This window comes from Streptomyces jeddahensis (genome assembly GCF_001642995.1).
In the GTDB taxonomy this organism is placed as follows: domain Bacteria; phylum Actinomycetota; class Actinomycetes; order Streptomycetales; family Streptomycetaceae; genus Streptomyces; species Streptomyces jeddahensis.
In genome coordinates, this window is sequence record NZ_LOHS01000075.1 from 92,979 (window position 1) to 113,920 (window position 20,942).

The following is a 20,942-nucleotide window of genomic DNA, read 5'->3' on the forward strand; positions in this document are numbered from 1 at the left end:
TTCGGATGATGCGGATTTCTTTCCTGTCCGGCTGCGCCCGACAGTAAGTTGTGCAAAACGTTTTGGCTATGAGTGATGTGTTGCTGTTGTATTTCTGGTCGGGAAACTTCAGGGGCCGAGCAACGCCTCTGCCGCGATACGCAGAGACCGTGTGAAATACGTCTCCCGCTCCCCGGACGACAGGGCCTCGCCCGTGCGCAGATGGTCGGTGACGGTCAGCACCGCGAGGGCCTCGCCGCCCTCCGCGGACGCCACCGCGAACAGTCCCGCCGCCTCCATCTCGACCGCGAGCGTGCCCCGGCGGTCCAGGGCGTCGAAGACGGCGGGCCGGTCGAGGTAGAAGTGGTCGCTGCTGAAGACCGGACCGATGTGCACCGCGCCGCCGGCGGACTCCGCGACCAGCCGCTCGGCTGCGTCGCCCGCCGCGCGCAACAGCCGGTAGGACGGGGCCGGTGCGAGCGTCATGCCCTCCACCAGCAGCCTGCTGACGCTGGAGTCGGTGTGGGCTGCGGAAGCGATGACGACATCCCGTACGGACACCGAGGCCGTGATCGCACCGGCCGTGCCGACCCGGGCGATCCTGCGGACGCCGTAGTGACGGAACAGCTCCGTCGCATAGATCGAGATGGACGGGATCCCCATGCCCGAGGCGAGCACCGACATCGGCTCGCCCCGGTAGCTGCCGGTGTAGCCGACGATGCCGCGTACGTCGGTGACCAGCCGGGCGTCATTGAGAAACGTCTCGGCTATGCGCCGGGCCCGGTTCGGGTCGCCGGGCATGAGCACGAGTGGGGCCAGGTCGCCGGGCCCGGCGGCGATGTGGGGCGTCGCCATCACAGGTCCGATCCGGCGAGCCAGCGCACCAGACGGTCCCACAGCTCCGCGTAGCCTTCCCACGCCAGGAACGGCGGCGGCGCCCAGTGCGGCGCCACATCAGAGGTGAACGCCGCGGACCTGCCCGCGCCGTGCCCGCCCACGACGAGCAGCGGATGCCCGGCGCACTCGGCCAGCAGCGACGCGTCCGGCTTCGCCGTCACCTCGTTGAGACCGAGCAGCGCGGGCCAGAGTCTCTCCAGCCCCCGTACGATCCCGTGGTCGCCCACGACCTCGGGCGCGGCTCCGGCCGGAAGCTCCACCCGGTCGTCCCGGTCCTCCATCACCACCGGCAGGGCGGCCGCCAGCGGGGACCGTCCCCAGCGCGCGCGGGCGTCGATCCCGCTGAAGGTCAGATAGCCGCCGATCATGAGCACGCCGCCGCCCCGCTCGACGAAGGCGCGCACCAGCTCCGACCGGTCGGCGGCGGGGACCGAGCGGCCGAAGGTCTCGGGCGGCAGCTGGAAACTGTTGGCACCCACATCGCTGATGACCACCACGTCGAACCGGTCGAAGCCGTCGGCCGAGCCGGGGACGCGGGTCGGGATCTCGTGCGACGGCACATACGTCACGTCATGGCCGCGAGAGCGCAGCGCGTCGAGGAACACACCTCCGCCCTCCGTGTACTCCGCGGTGTGGAAGACGTCGAAGCCTTTCTGGTGCACCGTGTACGTGAACCAGGACTCGCCTACGACGAGCACTCTGGGCATGCGGAACCGTCCTTTCGGGGTGTAAGGGATCAACCGGCCCGCAGGAGGAGAGAGCGGGTCGGCAGCAACAGGTGGTGACAGGTACGGCCAGGACTACGCGTACGGGCCGGGAGTTCAGGACGAGAGCGAGGACGGCCGGGGTCGTCAGCGGGCGGGCGGCGCCGTGCTCGCCCTCACCTTGAGTTCGACGGGCAGGGTGTGCCGCGATGCGGGCGGTACCTCGCCCCGGGAGACGTACTGGAGCAGCTGCGCGGTGGCGGTGCGGCCCACGTCGTACGCGGGCTGGTGGACCGTGGTCAGGGACGGATGGGCCAGCGAGGCCGCCCGGATGTCGTCGAAGCCGACCACTGACACGTCCCCCGGCACCGACAACCCCGCCTCGCGCAGGGCCGTGAGGGCTCCGAAGGCCATCAGGTCGTTCGCCGCGAACACGGCCGTGAAGTCCGGATCGCCCGCCGCGAGGAGCTCGGAGACGAGGCGGTAGCCGGAGTGCTCCTTGAAGTCGCCCACCCGCTCGGTGACGTGCCCCTGGAAGGCCTTGACGAAGCCTCCGGCGCGGGCGACACCGCTCTTCAGTTCGCGCGGACCGGTCACCATCAGCGCCCGGCGGTGGCCGAGCTCTCTGAGGTGCTCCCCGACCAGCCGCCCGCCCGCCTCGTGGTCGGCGGTGGCGATGAGCGCGCCTTCCAGCCCGTCGACCTCCTCGTCCGCGAGCGCGATCGGGAAGCGGCCCATCAGCGCCTCCAGCCGCCGCCGCGAGGGCGGCGAGCCCGAGGCGTACACCATGCCGTCGATGAACCGGCTGCGGATCATGCCGAGATAGCGGTCCTCGCGCTCCGCGTCGAACTCCGTGTTGCACAGGATCACGCCGTAGCCGAGGTCGTGCGCGGCGTCCTCGGCGCCCTTGGCGAGCTCGGCGAAGAACGTGTTGCTGATGTCGGGGATCATCAGGCCGATCACCGACGTGGAGCCCGCCTGGAGGCTGCGGGCCAGCGACGCCGGGACGTACCCGAGCCGGTTGACGACGCTGCGCACCCGCGCGGCGGTCTGCTCGTTGACCGGCCGGTTGCCGCTGAGGACATGGGAGACCGTGGTCGGACTGACGCGGGCGGCCGCGGCCACGTCCTTGATGGACGCGGGCCTGCGGACCGCGGATCTGCCGCTGTCGGGTCCATGGGGGTCACGGGTCATAGTGCTGCACCGCCCTTCCGTGGGAGGTGTCGAGGATCCGGGCCACCCGGGCGTCGGTCTCCGCCCTCAGGGCGGGGACGTCGACGGTCAGCAGCACGCCGTCGCGCATCAGGACCCGGCCGTCGACAACGACCGTACGGACGTCGCTCGCGCGGGTGCTGTAGACGAGCGCGGCGCGCGGGTCGTGCAGCGGACGGCAGTGCAGTCCGGACAGGTCGGTCAGCACGATGTCGGCCCGCATGCCCGGCTCGAGTGCCCCGACCCGCTCGGCCAGGCCCAGGGCGCGGGCGCCGCCGCGGAAGGCGAGCCGCAGCGTGCCGGACACGGTCATCCAGGTGGCGTCCCGCACCGCCTGCTTCTGCGTGAGCGCGACCAGGCGCAGCGCCTCCCAGACGTCGAGGGTGTTGTGACCGGCGGCGCCGTCCGTGCCCACCGCCACCGCGACCCCGGTGTCGAGCAGCTCCCGGACGGGCGTGAGCGGGGACAGTGCATGCTTCAGATAGACCTTGGGGCAGCAGGCCACACCGGTCGTCGCTGCGAACTCGGCCAGCAGCGGCAGGTCCTGCTCGACGATGCCGCAGCCGTGCGCGATCAGGGCGCCGGCCTCCAGCACCCCCGTCTCGTACAGCACACCGATCGGCGTGCTGCCGCGGCGCTCCAGGCTGGACTGCGTCTGCTCCAGGTGCTCGGCGGCGTGGATATGCGTCCGCAGCCCGAGCCGCCGGGCATGCCCGGCCAGCGTCCGCAGGTCCGTGTCGTTCACGGTGTACGGGGCGTGCGGGCCGAGCGACACCGTGATGCGCCCGTCCGCGGCACCGTGCCACGTCTCCGCGAACTTCACCGTCTCCTCCAGCGCCTCCTGCCCCCGGCTGCTGAAGTACGTCGGCGCGATGTCCGCCCGCAGCCCGGTCTCCCCGACCGCCTCGGCGATCTGCTCGGGGAAGAAGTAGTGGTCGGCGAAAGTCGTGACACCCGAGCGGATCATCTCCGCACAGGCCAGCCGGGCACCGAGCCGGACGTCCGCCGCGGTGAGGTTGCTCTCCATCGGCCAGACCCGCTCGTTGAACCACGCCTCGACGCTCACGTCCTCGGCCGCGCCGCGCATCAGCACCATCGGACTGTGCGTGTGCGCGTTGACCAGACCGGGGACGGCCAGCAGGCCACGGCCGTCGACCACGTCGTCGCCGGGCGCCGGGCGGACCGGAGCAGCGGGACGTACCTCCGCGATGACACCGTCCGCCACCACGATGTCCTGCCCGCGCAGGACATCGCACTCGCCGTCGGCGGGGACGCGCAGCACGTCGCAGCCGGTCACCAGCAGGCGTCCTGGCGACGCACTGGCACTCATCCCTTGGGTCATGCGGCACAAGGTAGAGATGCAAAACGCTTTGCACAACGGGCGTCCCGAGGGCAGAGCACAGCCTGGGATGCGTTGCTCGTCACGGACGCGTCCGGGCGGCCCGGGCGCGACGGCCGGTGCTCGACATGCACCTGATCACTCGCGGTCCCGGTGCCGATGGCGCGGGCTACCCTCCTTGTCGCCGGTCCCCAGGTGCGGGCGCCCGCCCCTCGACCGCGTCGGCGCGGCGTCGGCCGCCCACGAATCCTCGCCGGGCTCATCGGGGTCGAGCACGTTGTCCCCGTAGAGATCGTGCAGCCAATTGGTCTGGTAGATGGTGTCGAGATAGCGCTCGCCGAGGTCCGGGGCGATGGCGACCGCGGTGACGTCACGCATGTCGTTCTCGGCCAGCCAGCGCATCGCGCCGCTGACCACCGTGCCGGTGGAGCCGCCGAACAGGAAGCCGCGTCTGGCCAGACGATGGCAGGCGCGGATGGCGTCCGTCTCCTCGACGTGGATCACCTCGTCCACATAGGACTCGTCCAGGAGCGGTGGACGCATGCTCATGCCGAGGCCCGGGATCATACGGCGGCCCGGCGCACCACCGAAGATCACCGAGCCGACGCTGTCCACAGCGATGATCCGCACCGGCCGGTGCCACTCACGGAAGTAGCGTGCGCAGCCCATCAGGGTCCCGGTGGTGCCGGCCCCGACGAACAGCACGTCCAGCTGCGGAAAGCGCTGCGCTATCTCCGGTGCCGTCTTCCGGTAGTGCGCCTTCCAGTTGCCCGGATTGGTGTACTGACTGAGCCATACGTATCGGTCATCGGAGTCGCACAGCGCACGGACGTAGTCGATGCGCGCGCCCAGGAAGCCGCCGTTGGCATCCAGGTCGGCGATGATGTGCACCTCACTGCCCAATGCCTCCATCAGCAGCCTGGTCGACAGGTTGCAGCGGGAGTCCGTCACACACAGGAACCGGTAGCCCTTGCTCGCCGCGATCATGCTCAGCGCCACGCCGAGGTTCCCCGACGAGGACTCGACCAGGATCGAATCCGGCTTGAGGACTCCCTCTCGCTCGGCGGTCTCCACCATCTCGGTCGCGGCCTTCAACTTGATCGAGCCTGCGAAGTTGAAGCCCTCGCACTTCAAGTAGAGGGAACGCCCGAAGATGGGGCGGAGGTCGACATAGAGCTGTGATTCGTTAAAGGCATGGGGCGCGGATATGACTGGCACGATGGCCTCCTCATATGCAGCAGGACTCTTCCGAACATCCATCCGCTGTGGCGTTGGGCGTCACGCTTGCTGGGCGAGACCTGTGTCCAACCGAGCAGGCCGGAGGAGCCCTGCGCGTCGGTGAAGGCGGGAACCGCGCTTCGGACGCCGAAGCTGTCGCTGAAGGCCGTCGGCCGTTCATCCGTATCGGCGCAGTTCGTGGAAGAAGTCGTCGACGACGTGCAGTTGTCCGGAGCGGGTCACCTCGTCGTAGACGTACTTGCCGACCGCGAGGTCGAGTACCCCGAGGCCGAAGGGCGAGAACACCACCGGCCGGTCCGTCGGCACCTCCGCCTTCCCGGACATCACGTCGTCCAACGTGCCCTGCAGGAAGTCCCGGTTGCCCGTGAGCTGCTCGGCCAGATGCGGCGACGTCTCGGCCTTCAGGCAGTGCTCGACGTCGTCGACGAAATTGGCCGAGGCGAGGATGATCTCCGGCGCGAGGTCGCGCAGCGACACGTGCAAGACCACGGGATGGTGCGAGAACCATGCGGGGTCGGTGACATGCGGCTTGCCGGCGACGGTCGCGAAGACCACCAGGTCACTCATGCGGATCAGCTGCTCGGCGCTGTCGTGCACGGTGATATGGCCTGTGCTGCCCGACTGCTCGAGGTAGCAGCGGAAGCCGGCCGCGCTGTCGGCGGACAGGTCGTACACGCCGATGTCGTCGAACGACCAGCCGTTCGCGGCCAGGAACGTGTGGATGTAGCGGGCGATCAGACCCACGCCGAAGAACCCGACGCGCGTGGGCCGAGGGCGGTTCCGGGTGAGCCGGTCCGCGGCCAGCGCCGCCGACGCGGCCGTCCTGGTGGCGCTGATGATGGAGCTTTCCAGGCAGGCGAACGGATAGCCGGTGTCCCGGTCGTTGAGGATCAGCACGGCCGAAGCCCGGGGGATGCCCGCCTGTACGTTCTCCGGGAAGCTGGAGATCCACTTCAGTCCGTCCACCCCGATGTGCCCGCCGATCGATGCGGGCAGCGCGATGATCCGGGAGGACGGCCGGTCGGGGAAACGCAGGAAGTACGACGGCGGGTTCACCGAATCTCCGGCGCCGTGCAGCCGGTAGGTGGCCTCGACCAGCTCGACGAGCTGTTTCTCGCGGCCCTCCAGCACCTTCTGGACCTGGGCACCGGAGATCACCGCGAACGGTCGCACAGGGGGCGGCTCGGGCATGGCGGACTCCATGGCGGCGTGACGGACAGTGGTGGTCATCGTGCGGTCACCTCGACGGTCGGAGAACAGTCGGACAGGCGTACCGAGTCGGCCATCGCGACGAGCACTTCGCGCTCTCCTTCGAACGGCTCCCGGCTGTGTGCGGTGCGGATGTTGTCGACGAGCATCAGGTCGCCGGCCTGCCACGGCTCGCGCGCGGTGCTGGCCTCGTAGACCTCGTTGAGCAGCTGCACCACGTCCTCGCCGATCGGATCGCCGCCCCCGAAACGCGTGTTGAACGGCAGCCCGTCGGCGCCGTAGACCTCGACGAGGTACTCGCGGACCTCGGGGGCCAGCGTCCACTCGTTGAGGAACGCGATCTGGTTGAACCAGCAGCGGCGGCCGGTGACGGGGTGGCGCACCACGGCGCTGCGGAGCTGGCGCGTGCGCAGGGTTCCGTCGGGCTGCCACTCGAAGTCGATCGCGTTAGCGCGGCAGTAGTCCTCGACGGCGGTGCGGTCGTCGGTGCCGAACGCCTCGGCGACGGACGACCCGATCTCGTCGTTGTAGCTGCGCGTGAGCAGCCAGCCTTCGCGCTCGAACCGCTCAGTCAACTCGGCGGGCAGCGCGTCGAGTACGGTCGCCGCGTCGGCCACACCTGTTGCCCCGCCCCCGCTGGGCGCGGTGAGACACGCGAACATCATCAGACCGGGGAACTCGAGCGTGTAGCTCAGCTCGTGGTGCATGCACATCGGCTGGTTCGGCGGCCACTGCGACGAGGAGTACACGCCGTCGCCGTAGGTCCGCCGGGGCGCGAAGGCCTCCCGCTCGGCCATCAGGCCGGTGCTCAGCCGCTTGAAGACGGCACCGGTCCCGGCCGCGTCGCGCAGCGCGAGGCCGCGCACCAGGACCGCACCGTGCTCGGCGACGACGGCGCGCAGGGCGTCCCGGTGCCCGGCCGCCCAGCCCGGCGCGTCGCCGGCGGCGTCGGCCCGCAGGATCGGGGGTCTGCCCGGGTGCAAGTCCACGTCGAGCACCGACTCCGGGGATGTGGAGGACATCGTCGTTTCCTTTCAGCGTGCCGCTCAGGAAGAAGGCAGCAGGTCGGCGGTGCGCAGCACGGCCTGTGCCGCCTCGCTCGGACAGGTACGCAGGAAGTAGTGGCCGCCCTCGGCGAGTTCGTGCAGGTCGACGTGGTCGGCCAGGAGCTGCCAGTCGCGGTGGCGGCGCGGGTACCCCGCCGTGACCGGGTCGTCGGCGGCGACGACCACGGTGACCGGCGTGGACAGTTTCACCGCCGGGGGCGAGTCGAGGGCGTCGGCGAAGTAGCGGTGTGCGGACACGCAGTCGTGCCGGTAGGCGGCGCCGATATGCCCGGCGCGCTGCGCATCCAGCTCGTGGAGCTCGGTGTAGCCGCGGTCCGTGCTCAGCCTCGAGGCGATCTCGGTGTCGCTCTGCCCCGTCAGCTCGGCGATGGCGTCGCGCCGCTCGGCGGCATCGCCGGGCAACTGCGCACCGAGGAACACCCGCTGCACGTCCACCCCGCGCTCCTGCAGCCGCCTGGCGGTCTCCACGGCGAAGGCGGTGCCCGAGGAGTGGCCCCACAGCATGACCCCGGTCAGGCCACGCTCGGTGATCTCGGCGACGACCTGCTCCACCACGTCCGCCATCGAAGCGAAGGGCTCGCTCTCGGCGGCCACGTCGTGACCGGGCAGCTCCACGGCGTAGACCGCGATCCCGCTGCTCCGCAGCGCCTTGGCCATCGGCTGGAAGTTCACCGCGTTGCCGCCGGCGTAGGGGAAGCACACCAGGGCGCCGGCCGGCGCGCCGTCCGGCTCCGACAGCGACTGCAGCAGCCCGGAGCGCCGGTCCCTGCCATCGGTATCCGCCCTGCCGTCGACCAGCGCGGCCAGATCGGCGAGGACCGGGTGACGGGTGACGTCCTTGAGGGACACCGCACGCTCCAGGGTGATCGCCAGCTTCACCGCCGACAGCGAAGTGCCGCCCCGGTCGAAGAAATGGTCCCGGCGGCCGATCTGCGCCTGCGGGATGCCGAGCACCGTCGCCCAGGCGGCGGCCAGCCGCTGCTCGGTCGGCGTACCCGGCGCCTGGTGGTCCTCCTCCACGACGTCGAGTTCTCCCGCCAGCGTCGCCAGCGCCCTCTTGTCGATCTTGCCGTTGGCGGTCAGCGGCAGACTCTCCCGCCAGTGGAACGCCGACGGCACCATGTACTCGGGGAGCGACTCACCCAGCCGGTCGCGCAGCACGTCGACGGGGAGCGCCTGCGGGCCGGAGTAGAAGGCCACCAGGTGCCTGCTCTGGTCGGCCCGCTTGGCGACCACCACCGCACCGTCGCGCACACCGGGCACCTGCAGCAGGGTGTTCTCGATCTCGCCGATCTCGATCCTGAAGCCCCGGATCTTGACCTGGGTGTCGCGGCGGCCGAGGAACTCCAGCTTGCCCTCGGGCAGCCAGCGTCCGTGGTCGCCGCTGCGGTAGAGCCGCGCGCCCTCGCGGTGCGGATCGGGCATGAACGCCTGCTGGGTACGGTCGGGGTCGTTGACGTACCCGCGGCCCACGCAGACGCCGGAGAAGACGATCTCCCCGGGAGCGCCGAGCGGCACCGGGTTCAGGTGCTCGTCGACGACGTAGACGTGCACGTTGTTCACCGGGGGGCCCAGCGGGACGCGTTCCCGGTCCGGCACCCCGTCCATGACCTCGTGGTTGGTGTCGTCCGATGTCTCGGTCAGGCCGTACGCGTTGACCAGTTTGATGCCGGGCTCGGCGGCGAACCAGCGCTGCGTGAGTTCCTTCTTCAGCGCCTCGCCGGTGACCGATACGCACCGCAGGTCCGGCAGCTCGCGCGGGTGCTGCTCCAGGTAGGTCAGGACGACTTCGAGGTACGACGGCACGACCTGGAGCACGGAGACCCGGCCGCGGGCGATCTTGTCGACGAACCGCTCGACGTCGAGGATCACCTCCTGCTCGACGATCAGGGTCCGCCCGCCGACGAGGAGCGCGGAGACCAGTTGCCACAGTGAGATGTCGAAGCACTGGGGCGCTGTCTGGGCGACCACCTGCTCCCTGGCGATCTCCAGGTCGTCGATCTTGGCGTAGAGGTGGTTGAGCATGCCGGCGTGCTCGCACATCGCGCCCTTCGGCTCACCGGTGGAGCCGGAGGTGAAGTAGATATAGGCGAGCTGGTCCGGCGCGACAGGGACGTCGAGGTCGTCGTCCGCATGGCCGGGCGGCGCCTCGTCGTAGGCCGCGCCGATGATGAGCTTCTGGACGCCCGGCAGCGCGTGCAGGGCCTCGTCGAGGGAGGTCGTGCTGCCGGGTTCGGTCAGCACGAGCCCGCACTCGGCGCGGGACAGCATGGCCGCGATGCGGTCGGCCGGGAAATGCGGCTCGATGGGCAGGTAGACGCCCCCGGCCTTGAAGACGGCGAGGACGGCGGCCATCCAGTCCAGGTTCCGCTCGGTCACCACCGCGACCACGCCTTCGCGCCGCAGTCCTCGCGCCAGCAGGGCCCGGCCGAGCCGGTTGGCACGGGAGTTGAGCTCCTGGTAGGTCCACTGCCGGTCGCCGTGCAGGGCGGCGACGGCATCCGGGTGTGCGCGCACCTGCTGCTCGAACAGCTCGTGCACCCGGGCGTCGGGCAGGCTCCGGCGCGGCCCCGCGAGCCCTTCGATCTGGAACCGGAGTTCCTCGGCGGAGAGCAGGTTCTGCCGCCGATGCTCGGCATCGGGATCCGCGGCGATGAGTGCGAGCGCGGTGAGGTGGTAGCCGGCGATCCTGGCGGCGCAGTCCGCGTCGAGGGCGTCGGTCCGGTACCGCAGGCGCAGCATGGGCCGGTCACTGTGGTGTGAGAAGCCGACCCACAGCACGGTGTCTCCGGAGAGATCGCCGTCTTCGGTGAGATGGCCGTCGCCGGAGAGATCGCCGCCGGCTGCAGTCGTATCTCCCGTATCTCCGGCCGCAGGCGGTTGGAACACGGTCTCGATCGACGGTTCGGTCAGGCCGAGCTCGCGCCGGAGTTCATCGACCGGAAAGTCCTTGTGCGACAGCAGTTCCGACGCGACTCGATGGGTGTCCAGCAGCAACGCTCGCCACGAGTCGGCCTCGGTGGTCAGCCGGCAGGGCAACGGCCGGCCTCCCCTGTCGGCCGTGTAGCCGGTTGTGACCTCGGGCTCGCCGGACAACGCGGCGAGCACCTTGGCGTGGGCGGCCAGCAGCACGGAGCCGAGCGGCACCGAGAGGTCCTCCGCCAGCCGGTGCAGTGCCGCCGCGACATCGTCCGGGACGGCGGCCTCGTGCTCGCCGAGGCCCGGCACCGGATGGAGTGTCCACCGCGGGATCGTGGTGGATCCACCGGCGAGGAGCACACCGCGCCAGAACTCCCGGTCAGCATCCACTCGCGTTGCCATCGATCCGTCCCTCTCAGCTCACCGTTGCCACCGTTGTCGTCGCCGCCGATCCGGCGGCTGCGCTGTCGTCGTCTCCCGTTCAGAACGGGCGGGCCGGGCGTGCTGTCCAGCCAGTCGAGCCCGCCGAGCGAGACGGATCCGCTATCCCTTCCGCATCAGTGCTGCAGCCTGACCGGAGGCGTCTCGCATCTCCGCGGCCGGATTCCCACCCCACCGTGCGTGCTGTGGGACTTCCTCGCCCTTCATGAGGAAGGAGTCGGCCGCGAGCACTGCACCGTCGCCCATCGTCACGCCGTAGTGGACGTGGGAGCCGACACCGAGGGTGCAGCCGTCGCCGATCGTGCTGTGGTCGGATTTGAAGGTGCCGTCCTCCTGCGAATGGCACTGGATCTTGCTGCCCGCATTGAGGGTGCAGTCGTCCCCGATGGTGGTGAGCATCCGCTCCGTCAGATAGCAGCCGTCGTCGAAGACCCGGCTGCCCAGCCGGACTCCCAGCAGGCGCCAGATCACGTTCTTGAAGGGGGTGCCGTTGAACACGTTGAGGTATTCGTCGGGCACCTTCCACAGGCGCTCGTGCCACCAGAAGTACGGGTCGTAGATGGAGCACAACTGTGGTCGCAGACCGCGGAATGCCAGGATGGCGCGCTCCACCAGTACGAAGTAGAGAGGGGTGAACGCGAGGGAGAACACCAGGAATGCCGCGATCAGTACGTGCCCGAACGAGTCGTAGAAATCGAAGTCCGCGAGGGCGATCACCGTGAGCACGAAGAAGTACAACCACCGCACGAGCAGGAAGAAGACCATCGACCGGATGTTGTAGCGGTTCTTCGCGGCGAGGTTCCGACGCAACTCGTCGCCCGTCCGCATGTGGTCGAACCGGGAGTCGCGCTCCACCGAACGCGGAATCTCGAAGCACGGTGAGCCGAGCAGCCCCACCCCCTCGCGTACCTCCCCGTCGAGCGGAATCATCACCTTCGTCGCGAGGAGGCAGTTCTCGCCTGTCTTCGCCCCCGAGGGAAAGGCGATGTTGTTCCCGAGGAAGTTGTGCGGGCCGATCGACGCACGGGACACCCGGAAGGACGTGCCCGAGAAGTCGGCATTCACGATGGAGAGGCCATCGGCGATCATCGTGCCGCTGCCTACCGAGGACAGATACGGGGTCTCATGCTGCACTTCCGTGCCGAAGTTGGACCCGGTCTGCTCGACCTTGGACAAGTCGTATCCGAGGCCGCGCAGATAGTGGACGATGTAGGAGCTGTCACCGAAGAGCCATTTGAAGAACTTAATGTTGGTGATGCGCGCGATCGCCCGGTGCGTCGAATAGTGGAAGCCGTACAGCGGATAGACCTTGTCCGGCTTGACGAACAGGTTCATAAGGCGCGGGACGGTGAACAACGCGACCAGACCCAGGACGACGAAGCCGAAGAAGAGCACGGAGGACACGACCAGCGCATCGAGATAGAGATCCGCCGACGCGAGCCCCGCCGCACCCGGGCCCAGCCGGTCGCTCAGCGCCGGGACCTGTGTCAACAGCATGTACACACCGCCGACCGTCAGGGGTACGCCGAGCAGGAACAGCTGGAGCAGGGTGACGAGGCCGAAGCCGGCCCGGCGGAGCGTGCCGCACCGGGCGGGCGGGATCCTCACGTAGTCGACCTCCGTGGGCTGTGCCGGGGAGCCGTGCCACCGCTGGCCGTCCGGGACCGCCTGGCCGCTGTGCAATGAGGACGTGTGGCCGAGCTGCGCCCCGTCGCCCATCGACGTGTCGATGTCGAGCACGGTCTTCTCGCCGATGAACACGTTCCGGCCGAGCGTGACCGGTCCCGTCTGGATGCGTCCGGCATGCGCCCGGTAGCAGAGAAAGAACGAGTCCTTGCGGATCACCGTGCCCGCACCGATCGTGAGCAGGTCGGTGCAGACCGGAACGGTGCGGGAGAGGATCGTGACGCCCTTGCCGATCCGTGCGCCGAGCGCCCGCAGGTACAGCACATACAGGGGATTGCCGACGAGGAAGACCATCGGATTGGCGTGGAGCAGCACCTTGACGGTCCAGAAGCGCACATAGGTCAGACCCCAGACCGGGAACTCACGTGTTCTCCACCGGCCGATGAGGATCCATTTGGCCACGATCGGGAAGGTGCAGAGACCGACGAAGCCGACGCCGCCGGCCACTACCGACCGCAGGTAGATCTCGGTCACATCCGAGCCGTCGGATATCCAGCCGTAGCCTCGGGTCGCGATAAACGCGGCGAGGAAGGAATATCCCAGGAAAAGCAGGAGCTGCAGAATTCCGCATACGGTGTACTGCAGCGTGCCCGCCGGTGCCACAGCCTCCGACGGGGCCGGGGCCGAGGAACTGGCGGGGGCGGGCTCCACATCGGCAGGAGTGGCGTCGGCCAGCGCCGTTGCCAGGCTTCGGACCGTCGGGTGACGGTAGATGTCCTTCATCGAGACGGACGGCAGATCAGGCCGCTTCCGCACCCGTGCACAAAACTGAGCCATAACCAACGAATTAGCACCGAGGTCATTGAAGAAATGACTGTCGACCGGCACCCGATCGACGCGCACGACGCCGGCCAGTACCTCGGCGAATTCCCTCTCAGTGTCCGACAGCGGGCCGGTCGTCCCGTGCTTGACGACCGCAGATTCATCCGGCCCGGGCGTCAGGACCCTGGCAGACTTCTCTACCATGCAAGCTCCTTGAGGAAATTACGATCACCATCGGCCGGTGTGACCGACGCTCGGTGTCCTCGCGCTGAGCGATGAGCGGATAAAGAAATTCGGAAGCCGCGAGGTCGTGAATTTCTTCACGAGACCATTGCATCCAGTTTCCGTCGCCCACGGTCGGGGTGCCACTCGACCCGGCCGCGCGGCGCGACACGGGGTCACGTCGGCGTCGGGTTCCTCGCATCGCAGCCGCCTCGGTGCAGGGCGGGCGGGCTTGAATCGCATTACTGCATGCGGGTGGCGCGGGGGACTGCTCCGACGGTGAGGTGGGCCGGGGCGGGCGGCGTCGGCTGGGACGCCACAGGTCACCCCGTGCTGATTTCTGCTCCTTTCACGGAAAGGAGGCGGATAGCGATTCGGCCTATATGCGTCGAGAAAGGCTTGCGGCTCCGCGCTGCTGGCGGATCTCGACTAAAAGCAAAAAGGCTCATGGTGGGTAGCTCGAATACCCGCCATGAGCCCTGCGTTTACGTTCGATATGGCGTGTCCTGCTCCTGTGCGCCGCACGCCGATGTTTCAGTACTTGTAGGACTGCCCGCCGTCGATCGGTATGACCGCCGCGTTGATGAACTGGGCGTCGTCCGACAGCAGGAACGCGACCAGATGGGCGACCTCCTCGGGCCTGCCGAAGCGCTTCATCGGGTTGACGCTGACGAACTGCTTGCCGGCCTCTTCCGGGTTCTCCGGGTCGAGCTGCCGAAGCGACGCCTCCACCATGGGCGTCATGATCGCGCCCGGGGCGATCGCCTTGACGGACACCCCGAACTGGCCGTACTCGACGCCCGAGTTGCGGGTGAGGCCGACGACGCCGTGCTTGGCCGCGGCGTACCCGGACTGGTTGCCGACGCCGCGGATGCCGCCGACGGAGGCGGTGTTGACCACGCTGCCGGAGCCCTGCTTCTTCATGACGGCGAGGACGTGCTTCAGGCCCAGGAAGACACCGCGTAGATTGATCGACAGGACCCGGTCGAACTCGTCCGAGCCGGAGTCCTCGGTCAGGTTCTGCTTGCCCTCGATGCCAGCGTTGTTGAAGAAGCCGTCGATGCGGCCGTAGGCGGCCAGGGTCTGGGCGACGTAGCGCTCGACGTCCGCCTCTGAGGACACGTCCGCGGTGACGGTGATCACCTCGGTGCCGGGGGAGGACTTCTCGACGGCCGCGGCGGTCTCGGCGAGCCCCTTCTCGTTCACGTCGACCAGCGCCAGCCGTGCGCCCTCGTCGGCGAGCTGGAGCGCGGTGGCCTGCCCCAGGCCCGAAGCGGCTCCTGTGATCAGTACGGCCCGGTTGGTGAATCTGTTGCTGCGCACAGCAGTCTCTTCCTCTGTTGTCTCTTCCCCGAGGTCGGATCTTCGTGCTCGAGCCTATCGCGCGGATGTCCCGGCGGGACACGAGTCCTGAGGGGACTCATGTCCCCTTGGGACATTCGGGAGTATGATCGAGGCATGACGGCGATGAAGCCCTCCAGCCGCACCACAGGCGGCACGCCTCCGGTCGAGGACCGCAGGCAGCGAAAGGCCCGGCAGACCCGGGAGGCGATGGCCGCCGCGGCCATCGATCTGATCCTCGAGCGCGGCCTCGCGGCCGTCACCGTCGAGGCGATCGCCGAACGCGCCGACGTCACCCGGCGCACGTTCAGCCGCCACTTCAAGGGCAAGGAAGACGCGGCGCTCGACTTCACGCGGGCGGACGGGGACAACATCAACGCCGCCCTGCGCGCCCGCCCGGCCGAAGAGCCCCCGTTCGTCGCCTACCGCAACGCCGTCGCGGAGTGGCTCGCCGCCCGCGAGACGCTCGGCGGGCAGCCCTACGCGCGGTGGCAGGCGCTGCTGCGGCTCGCGGACACCGAGCCGGCGCTCTTCGCGGCCTACGAGCGCATCCGGGTCGACGCCCAGGACGAGTCCGTGGCGATCATCGCCGAACGGCTCGGCGCCGATCCCGGCCAGGACCTGCGCCCCGCCATCGTGGTGGGCGCGGCCGCAGGAGTGCTCACCGCGGCCCTGCGTACCTGGGCGCGCCAGGAGCACGAGGACGCCCGGGGCCTTCCGGCGTGGGTGAACCAGGCCTACGACGCCCTCATCACACAGGCGGCCGGAGCGACCGATCGCGAAGTGACCGCAGACAACCAACCGACCGCGGACAACCAACCGACCGCGGACAACGAACTGACCGCGGACAACGAACTGACCGCGGACCGGACAACGAACTGACCGTGGACGAAGAGGTCGAATCATGAAGGCACTGCAGTACCGGGAGATAGGCGCGGCCCCGGAGGTCGTCACCGTCCCCGACCCCGAGCCGGGTCCCGGACAGGTCCTGCTCAAGGTCACCGCTGCGGGCGTGTGCCACTCCGACATCGCGGTGATGGAGTGGCCCGCCGAGGGCTTCCCGTACGAGCTTCCGATGACGCTCGGCCATGAGGGCGTCGGCACGGTGGCCGCGCTGGGCGCGGGCGTGACCGGGCTCGCGGAGGGCGACGCCGTCGCCGTGTACGGCCCGTGGGGCTGCGGGACCTGCGCCAAGTGCGCCGAAGGCAAGGAGAACTACTGCCTGCGCGCCGGCGAGCTGGGCCTCTTCCCGCCCGGGCTCGGCGCTCCCGGTTCGACGGCCGAGTACATGCTGGTCGACGACGCGCGGCACCTGGTGCCGATCGGCGGTCTCGACCCGGTCGCCACCGTGCCGCTGACGGATGCCGGACTGACCCCGTACCACGCGATCAAGCGGTCGCTGCCGAAGCTGGTCCCCGGCTCGACCGCAGTCGTCATCGGCACCGGCGGACTCGGGCACGTGGCCATCCAGCTGCTGCGCGCCATGACCGCGGCGCGCGTCATCGCCCTGGACGTCAGCGAGGACAAGCTCGCCCTCGCCCGCACCGTCGGCGCCCACGAAGCCGTACTGTCCGACGCGCAGGCCGCCGCGACGGTGCGCGAGCTGACCGGTGGTGTCGGCGCGCAGGCCGTCTTCGACTGCGTCGGCGTGGAGCCCACCGTGAAGACCGCCGGTGCCGTCGCCGCCGTCGAGTCCGATGTGACCATCGTCGGCATCGGCGGGGCCGGGCTTCCCGTCGGCTTCGGCCACCTGCCCTTCGAGGTGTCCGTCACCGCTCCCTACTGGGGCAGCCGCGGCGAGCTCTTCGAGGTCATCGAACTGGCCCGGGCGGGCGCCCTCTCCGTGCACACCGAGACGTTCTCCCTCGACGAGGCACCCCTCGCGTACGAACGGCTGCACGCGGGCAAGATCAACGGCCGCGCCGTGATCCTGCCCAACGGCTGATCCCGCGCCCTCGCACCGCAGCCACTCAAGCATTCGCGCTCTCGCGCCGCGCCCACTCAGGCATTTGGGCTCCCGGGCGCGCGCCGCCGCGCAGTGGCGGCGTGAGCTCCGCTCGCAGCTGGGCGAAGGCGGCGTCGGCGGCGGTGCCCGGGGCGCAGACCAGCCGCCCGTCGCGGACGGTCAGCGGTTTCGCACGGACGACGGAGCGGCGCTCTTCGGCGGCATGTCTGTCGTGCTCGTCGCCGACATGGCTGAAGTAGACCAGAAGCGCCTGATCGTCGCCCTGCTCGACGGCCATGGCGTGATGGCCGTGGGGCGCGAGCAACTGGTACGGCTCCCGCGACCACGTGTCGAGGTCCTGGGAGCGGTACACGGACAGGCCCGACCAGTTGTCGGTCACCATCCAGTACGAGCCCGCCAGCCGGAACACGCTCGGCCCCTCCTGCGGCTGGTCGCCGGCCGCCGCCGGGCCGGGGCGCCGCTTCCAGGAGTACAGATCAGGCGAGTCGGCGGCGTGGATGCGGCTGCCGTCGCGCTCGTCCTTGAACCACAGCCGCCAGCCGCCGCCGGGCAGTCCGTACACGGCGGCGTCGATCACCCGCTCACTGCCCAGGTCGAGCACGGACGCGAGGTCCCACCGGGCCAAGTCCTGCGACGTGTAGTGCAGGATCTGCGCGTCGCCGCTCCAGTCGGACCGTACGCCGCTCAGGTAGGAGACGAACATGTGGTACGTCCCGTCGTGCCACAGGACTTCCGGCGCCCAGTACGTGTTGCGGCCCGGCTCGAACTCCAGGCCCTCGGCCGTTCCGCGATACGTCCAGCTGCGGCCGCCGTCCGTGCTGGTCGCGATGCCGATGTCGGTGCCGTGCACCCATTCGGCACCGTCGCACTCCAGATCCGGGCGGCGCGCGGTGTAGAACATCCACCACTCGCCGGTCGCACGGTGCCGGATGAGCGTGGGGTCGGTCGCTCCGTCGTGTACGGGGTCCCGGTACATGGCCTCACTGTTCCTTGAAAGAGCCGACGTGGCTCGGGTTCTCACGGGAGGTCCCGCAGCTCGAAGAAGTCGAAGTCCGCCTCGGTGCGGGTGCCGCCGAGGTCCTGGGCGCAGACGCCGACGAACGCGCCCGTGAACCTGAGCCGGTCACCGTAGTCGTCGGACAGCTTGGTGGCATCCAGGACCGGGCCGATCCGCTGCCACACGGACCCATCGGGCGAGGCGGAGAACCGCAGTTCGGCACCGTCGAAGCAGGCCCGCAGATGGACCTGCGGCCATGCGTCGATATCGATGCCGGCGTCGGGTATCTCGTGGTATCGGCCGTCGTCGGTCACGGTGATCCCGAGAACGCGTCCGCGCCCTTCCGCGTGGGTGATCCGCAAGTAGTAGTGGGTGGTGGTGTCGTACCAGCAGATCAGGCCCGCGAGCTGCGAGAAGTGCGACGGGCGGAAGCCGACGGCCGTGGTGGCCTCGCAGTGCACCGAGGTGAGCCGCCGGGCGACGAGGCTCTGGTCGAAACGCGAGTGGAGGCTCTGCCGGCCGCGCAGCCGCAGCCACCCGGGGCGCTCCGTCAGGCTCAGCCAGGAGTCGTCGGCGGGGACGCGCAGAGTGCTCCACTCCACTCCGAGAGCCGGGGTGTCGAAGTCGTCGCGCACGGCGGGCGCGACGACCGGTCCCGGCTCCACCCCCGTGGGCGCCGGAACCTCCACCTGCGGCCGGTTGTCGCCGTGGGCGAGCCGCAACCACCCGTCGTCCGTCCAGGTCACGCGCTGCAGGCAGCTCTCGCGGCCGAGGACGCAGCGGGGTCCGTCGGGCGTCTGCACCGGGCGGGATGCCAGGTGGACGAGGTACCACTCACCGTCCGGTGTCTCGACCAGCTCCCCGTGTCCCGCCTTCTGCAGCGGCCAGTCCGGAACGTCCCGGGTCGTGAGCAGCGAGCCCTGGGGATCGAGTTCATAGGGACCGGTCAGCTCGCGTGAGCGCGCCATCAGGATGCCGTGGTTCCAGCCGGTGCCGCCCTCGGCGAGCATCAGGTAATACCAGCCGTCGCGGCGGTAGATGTTGGGACCCTCGATGAGTTCGTCGTGGGTGAGGATCGTGCGCGGCTGCCCGATCAGGGCCTTCTTGTGGGAGTCGTACTCTTGGAGCAGGATCCCCGCGAAGGACGGGTGCCCGTCACGGTGGTCCCAGTGCATGTTCAGCAGCCAGGTCCGGCCGTCCTCGTCGTGGAAGAGGGACGGGTCGAATCCGGAGGAGTTCAGGAAGACCGGCTCGGACCAGGGGCCCTCGATGGAGGGCGCGGTGATCAGGTAGTTGTCGACGTCCTTGTACGGGCTGCCGACGGTCCGCACGATCGTGTAGACGAGCCAGAAACGGCCGTCGTGGTACGACAGCGAGGGCGCCCACACCCCGGCCGAGTCGGCGACTCCGCGCAGGTCGAGCAGATCCGGGCGGTCCAGGACGTGACCGATCGGCTCCCAGTTCACGAGGTCGGTCGAGCGGTGCACGGGCACCCCCGGGTACCACTCGAAGGTCGACGTGGCCAGGAAGTACTCCGCGCCGACCCGCAGGATGCTCGGGTCCGGATGGAATCCGGGCAGCACCGGGTTGTGAATCTGCCTCGAAGGCGAGTGGTGAATCTGCCCCGAAGACATACGCGTCCTTTCGCCGGGCCCCGGTCGCCGAATCGTCGGGCAGCCGTGACACGGGCTCAATCTAGAAACCGGTTGCTGCAGAGTCAACGCCCGCCCTGCACCCTGGAGTCATGGCACTGCGGCCAGCGTGGAGTGAGACGCCCGCATCAGCCGCGACGCGGCTCGGACCCCGTGCGAGGCGGAGCCGTGCTCGCGCGCCGCACCAGCCGCGTCGGCAGCTCCGTGCGCGGGCTCTCCGGGTGCTCGCCCGCCATCAGCCGCACCAGGAGGCGTACCGCCGTGGCGGCCATCTCCGAGAACGGCTGGCGCACCGTGGTGAGGGCCGGCGTCGCCCAGCGCGCCTCGGGGAGGTCGTCGAAGCCGACCACGCTGATGTCGTCCGGAACCCGCAGACCGCGCAGGGCCAGCGCCTCGTACACACCGAGAGCCATCTTGTCCGAGCAGACGAAGACGGCGGTCGGCGGTTCGGGCAGGTCGAGGAGCTCGAGCATCCGGTGCCGGGCGACGACCTCGTCGAAGTCGCCGTAGCGGACGTACTCGGGACGGTGGCACACGCCCGCCGCCGCGAGCGCGGAGCGGTAGCCGGCGACACGCGCGCTGCTGCACAGTTTGCGCTGGTAGCCGCCGATGACGGCGATGCGCTCATGCCCGAGGGAGAGGAGGTGTTCGGTGGCCATGACGCCGCCGTCCCGGTTGGCCGCGCCCACCGACACCACACCGGGAGGCGGCTCGAGGACCGGCTCGATCATCACGAACGGGATGCGGTGCTGCTCGAGCCACGCATGCTGGGACGGGGGCAGCTCGGCGAGGTTGAAGAGCACCCCGGACGAGCCGCGGGCGGTGATCCTGTCCAGCCAGCCGCGCTCCGGCCGCCTGCCCCAGGTGCGGGTCAGGTCCGCCGAGACCACCACCTCCAGGCTCGCGTCGCGCGCCGCCTCCGCCACGCCGTGCAGTACCGCGGCGGACCAGGAGCTCTCCAGCGAGTGCACGACGAGGTCGACCATGCCGGGTGACTTCGTCGTGTCCAGCCGGGGTCTGCGCACATAGCCGAGCCGGTCGAGCGCCTCGGTGACCCGGCGACGCGTCTCGGGCGCCACGTCCTCCCGGCCGTTGACGACCTTGGACGCGGTCGGCACCGACACCCCGGCCTCGCGGGCCACGACCGCCAACGTCGGCCCGGTCGTCGTGCTCCCGCCACGCACCATCGCGGTTCCACCTCCCAGGCCCCGTCCCGAGGGCCGGCGAATCGTCGAACGCGTCGCTCGCGCGGCGGACACACGCGCCGCGTAGCAACCGCTACCTACACTAAACCCGCCTCAACTCCGCGT

Annotated in this window: 15 protein-coding genes; 2 read left to right on the forward strand and 13 right to left on the reverse strand. The window is 69.6% G+C overall.

Annotation, left to right across the window (positions count from 1 at the left end; all coding sequences use genetic code 11):
- Window positions 1-108 precede the first annotated feature (108 nt).
- The 10 genes from deoD to STSP_RS14740 form a co-directional block, all read right to left on the reverse strand.
- Window positions 109-834 (reverse strand): purine-nucleoside phosphorylase, encoded by a 726-nt coding sequence (gene deoD / locus STSP_RS14695; RefSeq protein ID WP_067277214.1) that lies wholly within the window; start codon window positions 832-834, stop codon window positions 109-111.
- Entirely contained in the window at window positions 834-1,583 is a 750-nt protein-coding gene (locus STSP_RS14700) for a glutamine amidotransferase (RefSeq protein WP_067277216.1), read from the reverse strand. Before STSP_RS14700 ends, deoD begins: the two co-directional genes overlap by 1 nt.
- A gap of 144 nt (window positions 1,584-1,727) precedes the next feature.
- The gene (locus STSP_RS14705) at window positions 1,728-2,774 is read right to left on the reverse strand and encodes a LacI family DNA-binding transcriptional regulator (RefSeq protein ID WP_067277219.1); all 1,047 of its coding nucleotides are present in this window, start codon (window positions 2,772-2,774) and stop codon (window positions 1,728-1,730) included.
- The gene (locus tag STSP_RS14710; protein WP_232789638.1) at window positions 2,764-4,134 is read right to left on the reverse strand and encodes an amidohydrolase; all 1,371 of its coding nucleotides are present in this window, start codon (window positions 4,132-4,134) and stop codon (window positions 2,764-2,766) included. The genes STSP_RS14705 and STSP_RS14710 overlap by 11 nt, the downstream gene beginning before the upstream one ends.
- A gap of 135 nt (window positions 4,135-4,269) precedes the next feature.
- Complete coding sequence (gene sbnA, locus STSP_RS14715; RefSeq protein WP_067277224.1) at window positions 4,270-5,349, reverse strand: 2,3-diaminopropionate biosynthesis protein SbnA; 1,080 nt, start codon at window positions 5,347-5,349, stop codon at window positions 4,270-4,272.
- A gap of 177 nt (window positions 5,350-5,526) precedes the next feature.
- Window positions 5,527-6,600: a 2,3-diaminopropionate biosynthesis protein SbnB gene (gene sbnB / locus STSP_RS14720; protein WP_408646291.1), complete on the reverse strand. Its 1,074-nt coding sequence runs from the start codon at window positions 6,598-6,600 to the stop codon at window positions 5,527-5,529.
- Window positions 6,597-7,601: a TauD/TfdA family dioxygenase gene (locus tag STSP_RS14725; protein WP_067277227.1), complete on the reverse strand. Its 1,005-nt coding sequence runs from the start codon at window positions 7,599-7,601 to the stop codon at window positions 6,597-6,599. The genes sbnB and STSP_RS14725 overlap by 4 nt, the downstream gene beginning before the upstream one ends.
- A gap of 24 nt (window positions 7,602-7,625) precedes the next feature.
- Window positions 7,626-10,967 carry a non-ribosomal peptide synthetase gene (locus tag STSP_RS14730; RefSeq protein ID WP_067277229.1) on the reverse strand — a complete coding sequence of 1,114 codons (3,342 nt, stop codon included), beginning with the start codon at window positions 10,965-10,967 and terminating at the stop codon, window positions 7,626-7,628.
- A 141-nt stretch (window positions 10,968-11,108) separates the two neighbouring features.
- Window positions 11,109-13,658, reverse strand: coding sequence for a Pls/PosA family non-ribosomal peptide synthetase (locus STSP_RS14735; protein WP_067277230.1), 2,550 nt, complete (start codon window positions 13,656-13,658; stop codon window positions 11,109-11,111).
- Window positions 13,659-14,210: 552 nt separating this feature from the next.
- The gene (locus tag STSP_RS14740) at window positions 14,211-14,999 is read right to left on the reverse strand and encodes an SDR family oxidoreductase (RefSeq protein WP_067277232.1); all 789 of its coding nucleotides are present in this window, start codon (window positions 14,997-14,999) and stop codon (window positions 14,211-14,213) included.
- Between the two features lie 135 nt (window positions 15,000-15,134).
- Between STSP_RS14740 and STSP_RS14745 the strand changes: the two genes are divergently transcribed.
- Window positions 15,135-15,899: a TetR/AcrR family transcriptional regulator gene (locus tag STSP_RS14745; protein ID WP_078067174.1), complete on the forward strand. Its 765-nt coding sequence runs from the start codon at window positions 15,135-15,137 to the stop codon at window positions 15,897-15,899.
- Window positions 15,900-15,921: 22 nt separating this feature from the next.
- Complete coding sequence (locus tag STSP_RS14750; protein WP_067277236.1) at window positions 15,922-16,962, forward strand: NAD(P)-dependent alcohol dehydrogenase; 1,041 nt, start codon at window positions 15,922-15,924, stop codon at window positions 16,960-16,962.
- Window positions 16,963-16,987: 25 nt separating this feature from the next.
- On the opposite strand, the gene STSP_RS14755 is transcribed toward STSP_RS14750, so the two are convergent.
- The 3 genes from STSP_RS14755 to STSP_RS14765 all read right to left on the reverse strand — a co-directional run bounded on the left by STSP_RS14755 (window position 16,988) and on the right by STSP_RS14765 (window position 20,819).
- On the reverse strand, window positions 16,988-17,959 hold the full coding sequence (locus STSP_RS14755; protein ID WP_067277239.1) for a glycoside hydrolase family protein: 972 nt from the start codon (window positions 17,957-17,959) through the stop codon (window positions 16,988-16,990).
- Between the two features lie 41 nt (window positions 17,960-18,000).
- On the reverse strand, window positions 18,001-19,614 hold the full coding sequence (locus STSP_RS14760; protein ID WP_067277241.1) for a glycoside hydrolase family 43 protein: 1,614 nt from the start codon (window positions 19,612-19,614) through the stop codon (window positions 18,001-18,003).
- A 146-nt stretch (window positions 19,615-19,760) separates the two neighbouring features.
- A complete protein-coding gene (locus STSP_RS14765; RefSeq protein WP_067277243.1) occupies window positions 19,761-20,819 on the reverse strand; it encodes a LacI family DNA-binding transcriptional regulator in 1,059 nt (352 codons plus the stop codon).
- Window positions 20,820-20,942 lie beyond the last annotated feature (123 nt).

Bases quoted from the DNA above. Each gene is read 5' to 3' on its own strand.
- deoD (WP_067277214.1), bottom strand. From the start codon at position 834: ATGGCGACGCCCCACATCGCCGCCGGGCCCGGCGACCTGGCCCCACTC.
- STSP_RS14700 (WP_067277216.1), bottom strand. From the start codon at position 1,583: ATGCCCAGAGTGCTCGTCGTAGGCGAGTCCTGGTTCACGTACACGGTG.
- STSP_RS14705 (WP_067277219.1), bottom strand. From the start codon at position 2,774: ATGACCCGTGACCCCCATGGACCCGACAGCGGCAGATCCGCGGTCCGC.
- STSP_RS14710 (WP_232789638.1), bottom strand. From the start codon at position 4,134: ATGACCCAAGGGATGAGTGCCAGTGCGTCGCCAGGACGCCTGCTGGTG.
- sbnB (WP_408646291.1), bottom strand. From the start codon at position 6,600: ATGACCACCACTGTCCGTCACGCCGCCATGGAGTCCGCCATGCCCGAG.
- STSP_RS14725 (WP_067277227.1), bottom strand. From the start codon at position 7,601: ATGTCCTCCACATCCCCGGAGTCGGTGCTCGACGTGGACTTGCACCCG.
- STSP_RS14730 (WP_067277229.1), bottom strand. From the start codon at position 10,967: ATGGCAACGCGAGTGGATGCTGACCGGGAGTTCTGGCGCGGTGTGCTC.
- STSP_RS14735 (WP_067277230.1), bottom strand. From the start codon at position 13,658: ATGGTAGAGAAGTCTGCCAGGGTCCTGACGCCCGGGCCGGATGAATCT.
- STSP_RS14745 (WP_078067174.1), top strand. From the start codon at position 15,135: ATGACGGCGATGAAGCCCTCCAGCCGCACCACAGGCGGCACGCCTCCG.
- STSP_RS14750 (WP_067277236.1), top strand. From the start codon at position 15,922: ATGAAGGCACTGCAGTACCGGGAGATAGGCGCGGCCCCGGAGGTCGTC.
- STSP_RS14755 (WP_067277239.1), bottom strand. From the start codon at position 17,959: ATGTACCGGGACCCCGTACACGACGGAGCGACCGACCCCACGCTCATC.
- STSP_RS14760 (WP_067277241.1), bottom strand. From the start codon at position 19,614: ATGTCTTCGGGGCAGATTCACCACTCGCCTTCGAGGCAGATTCACAAC.
- STSP_RS14765 (WP_067277243.1), bottom strand. From the start codon at position 20,819: ATGGTGCGTGGCGGGAGCACGACGACCGGGCCGACGTTGGCGGTCGTG.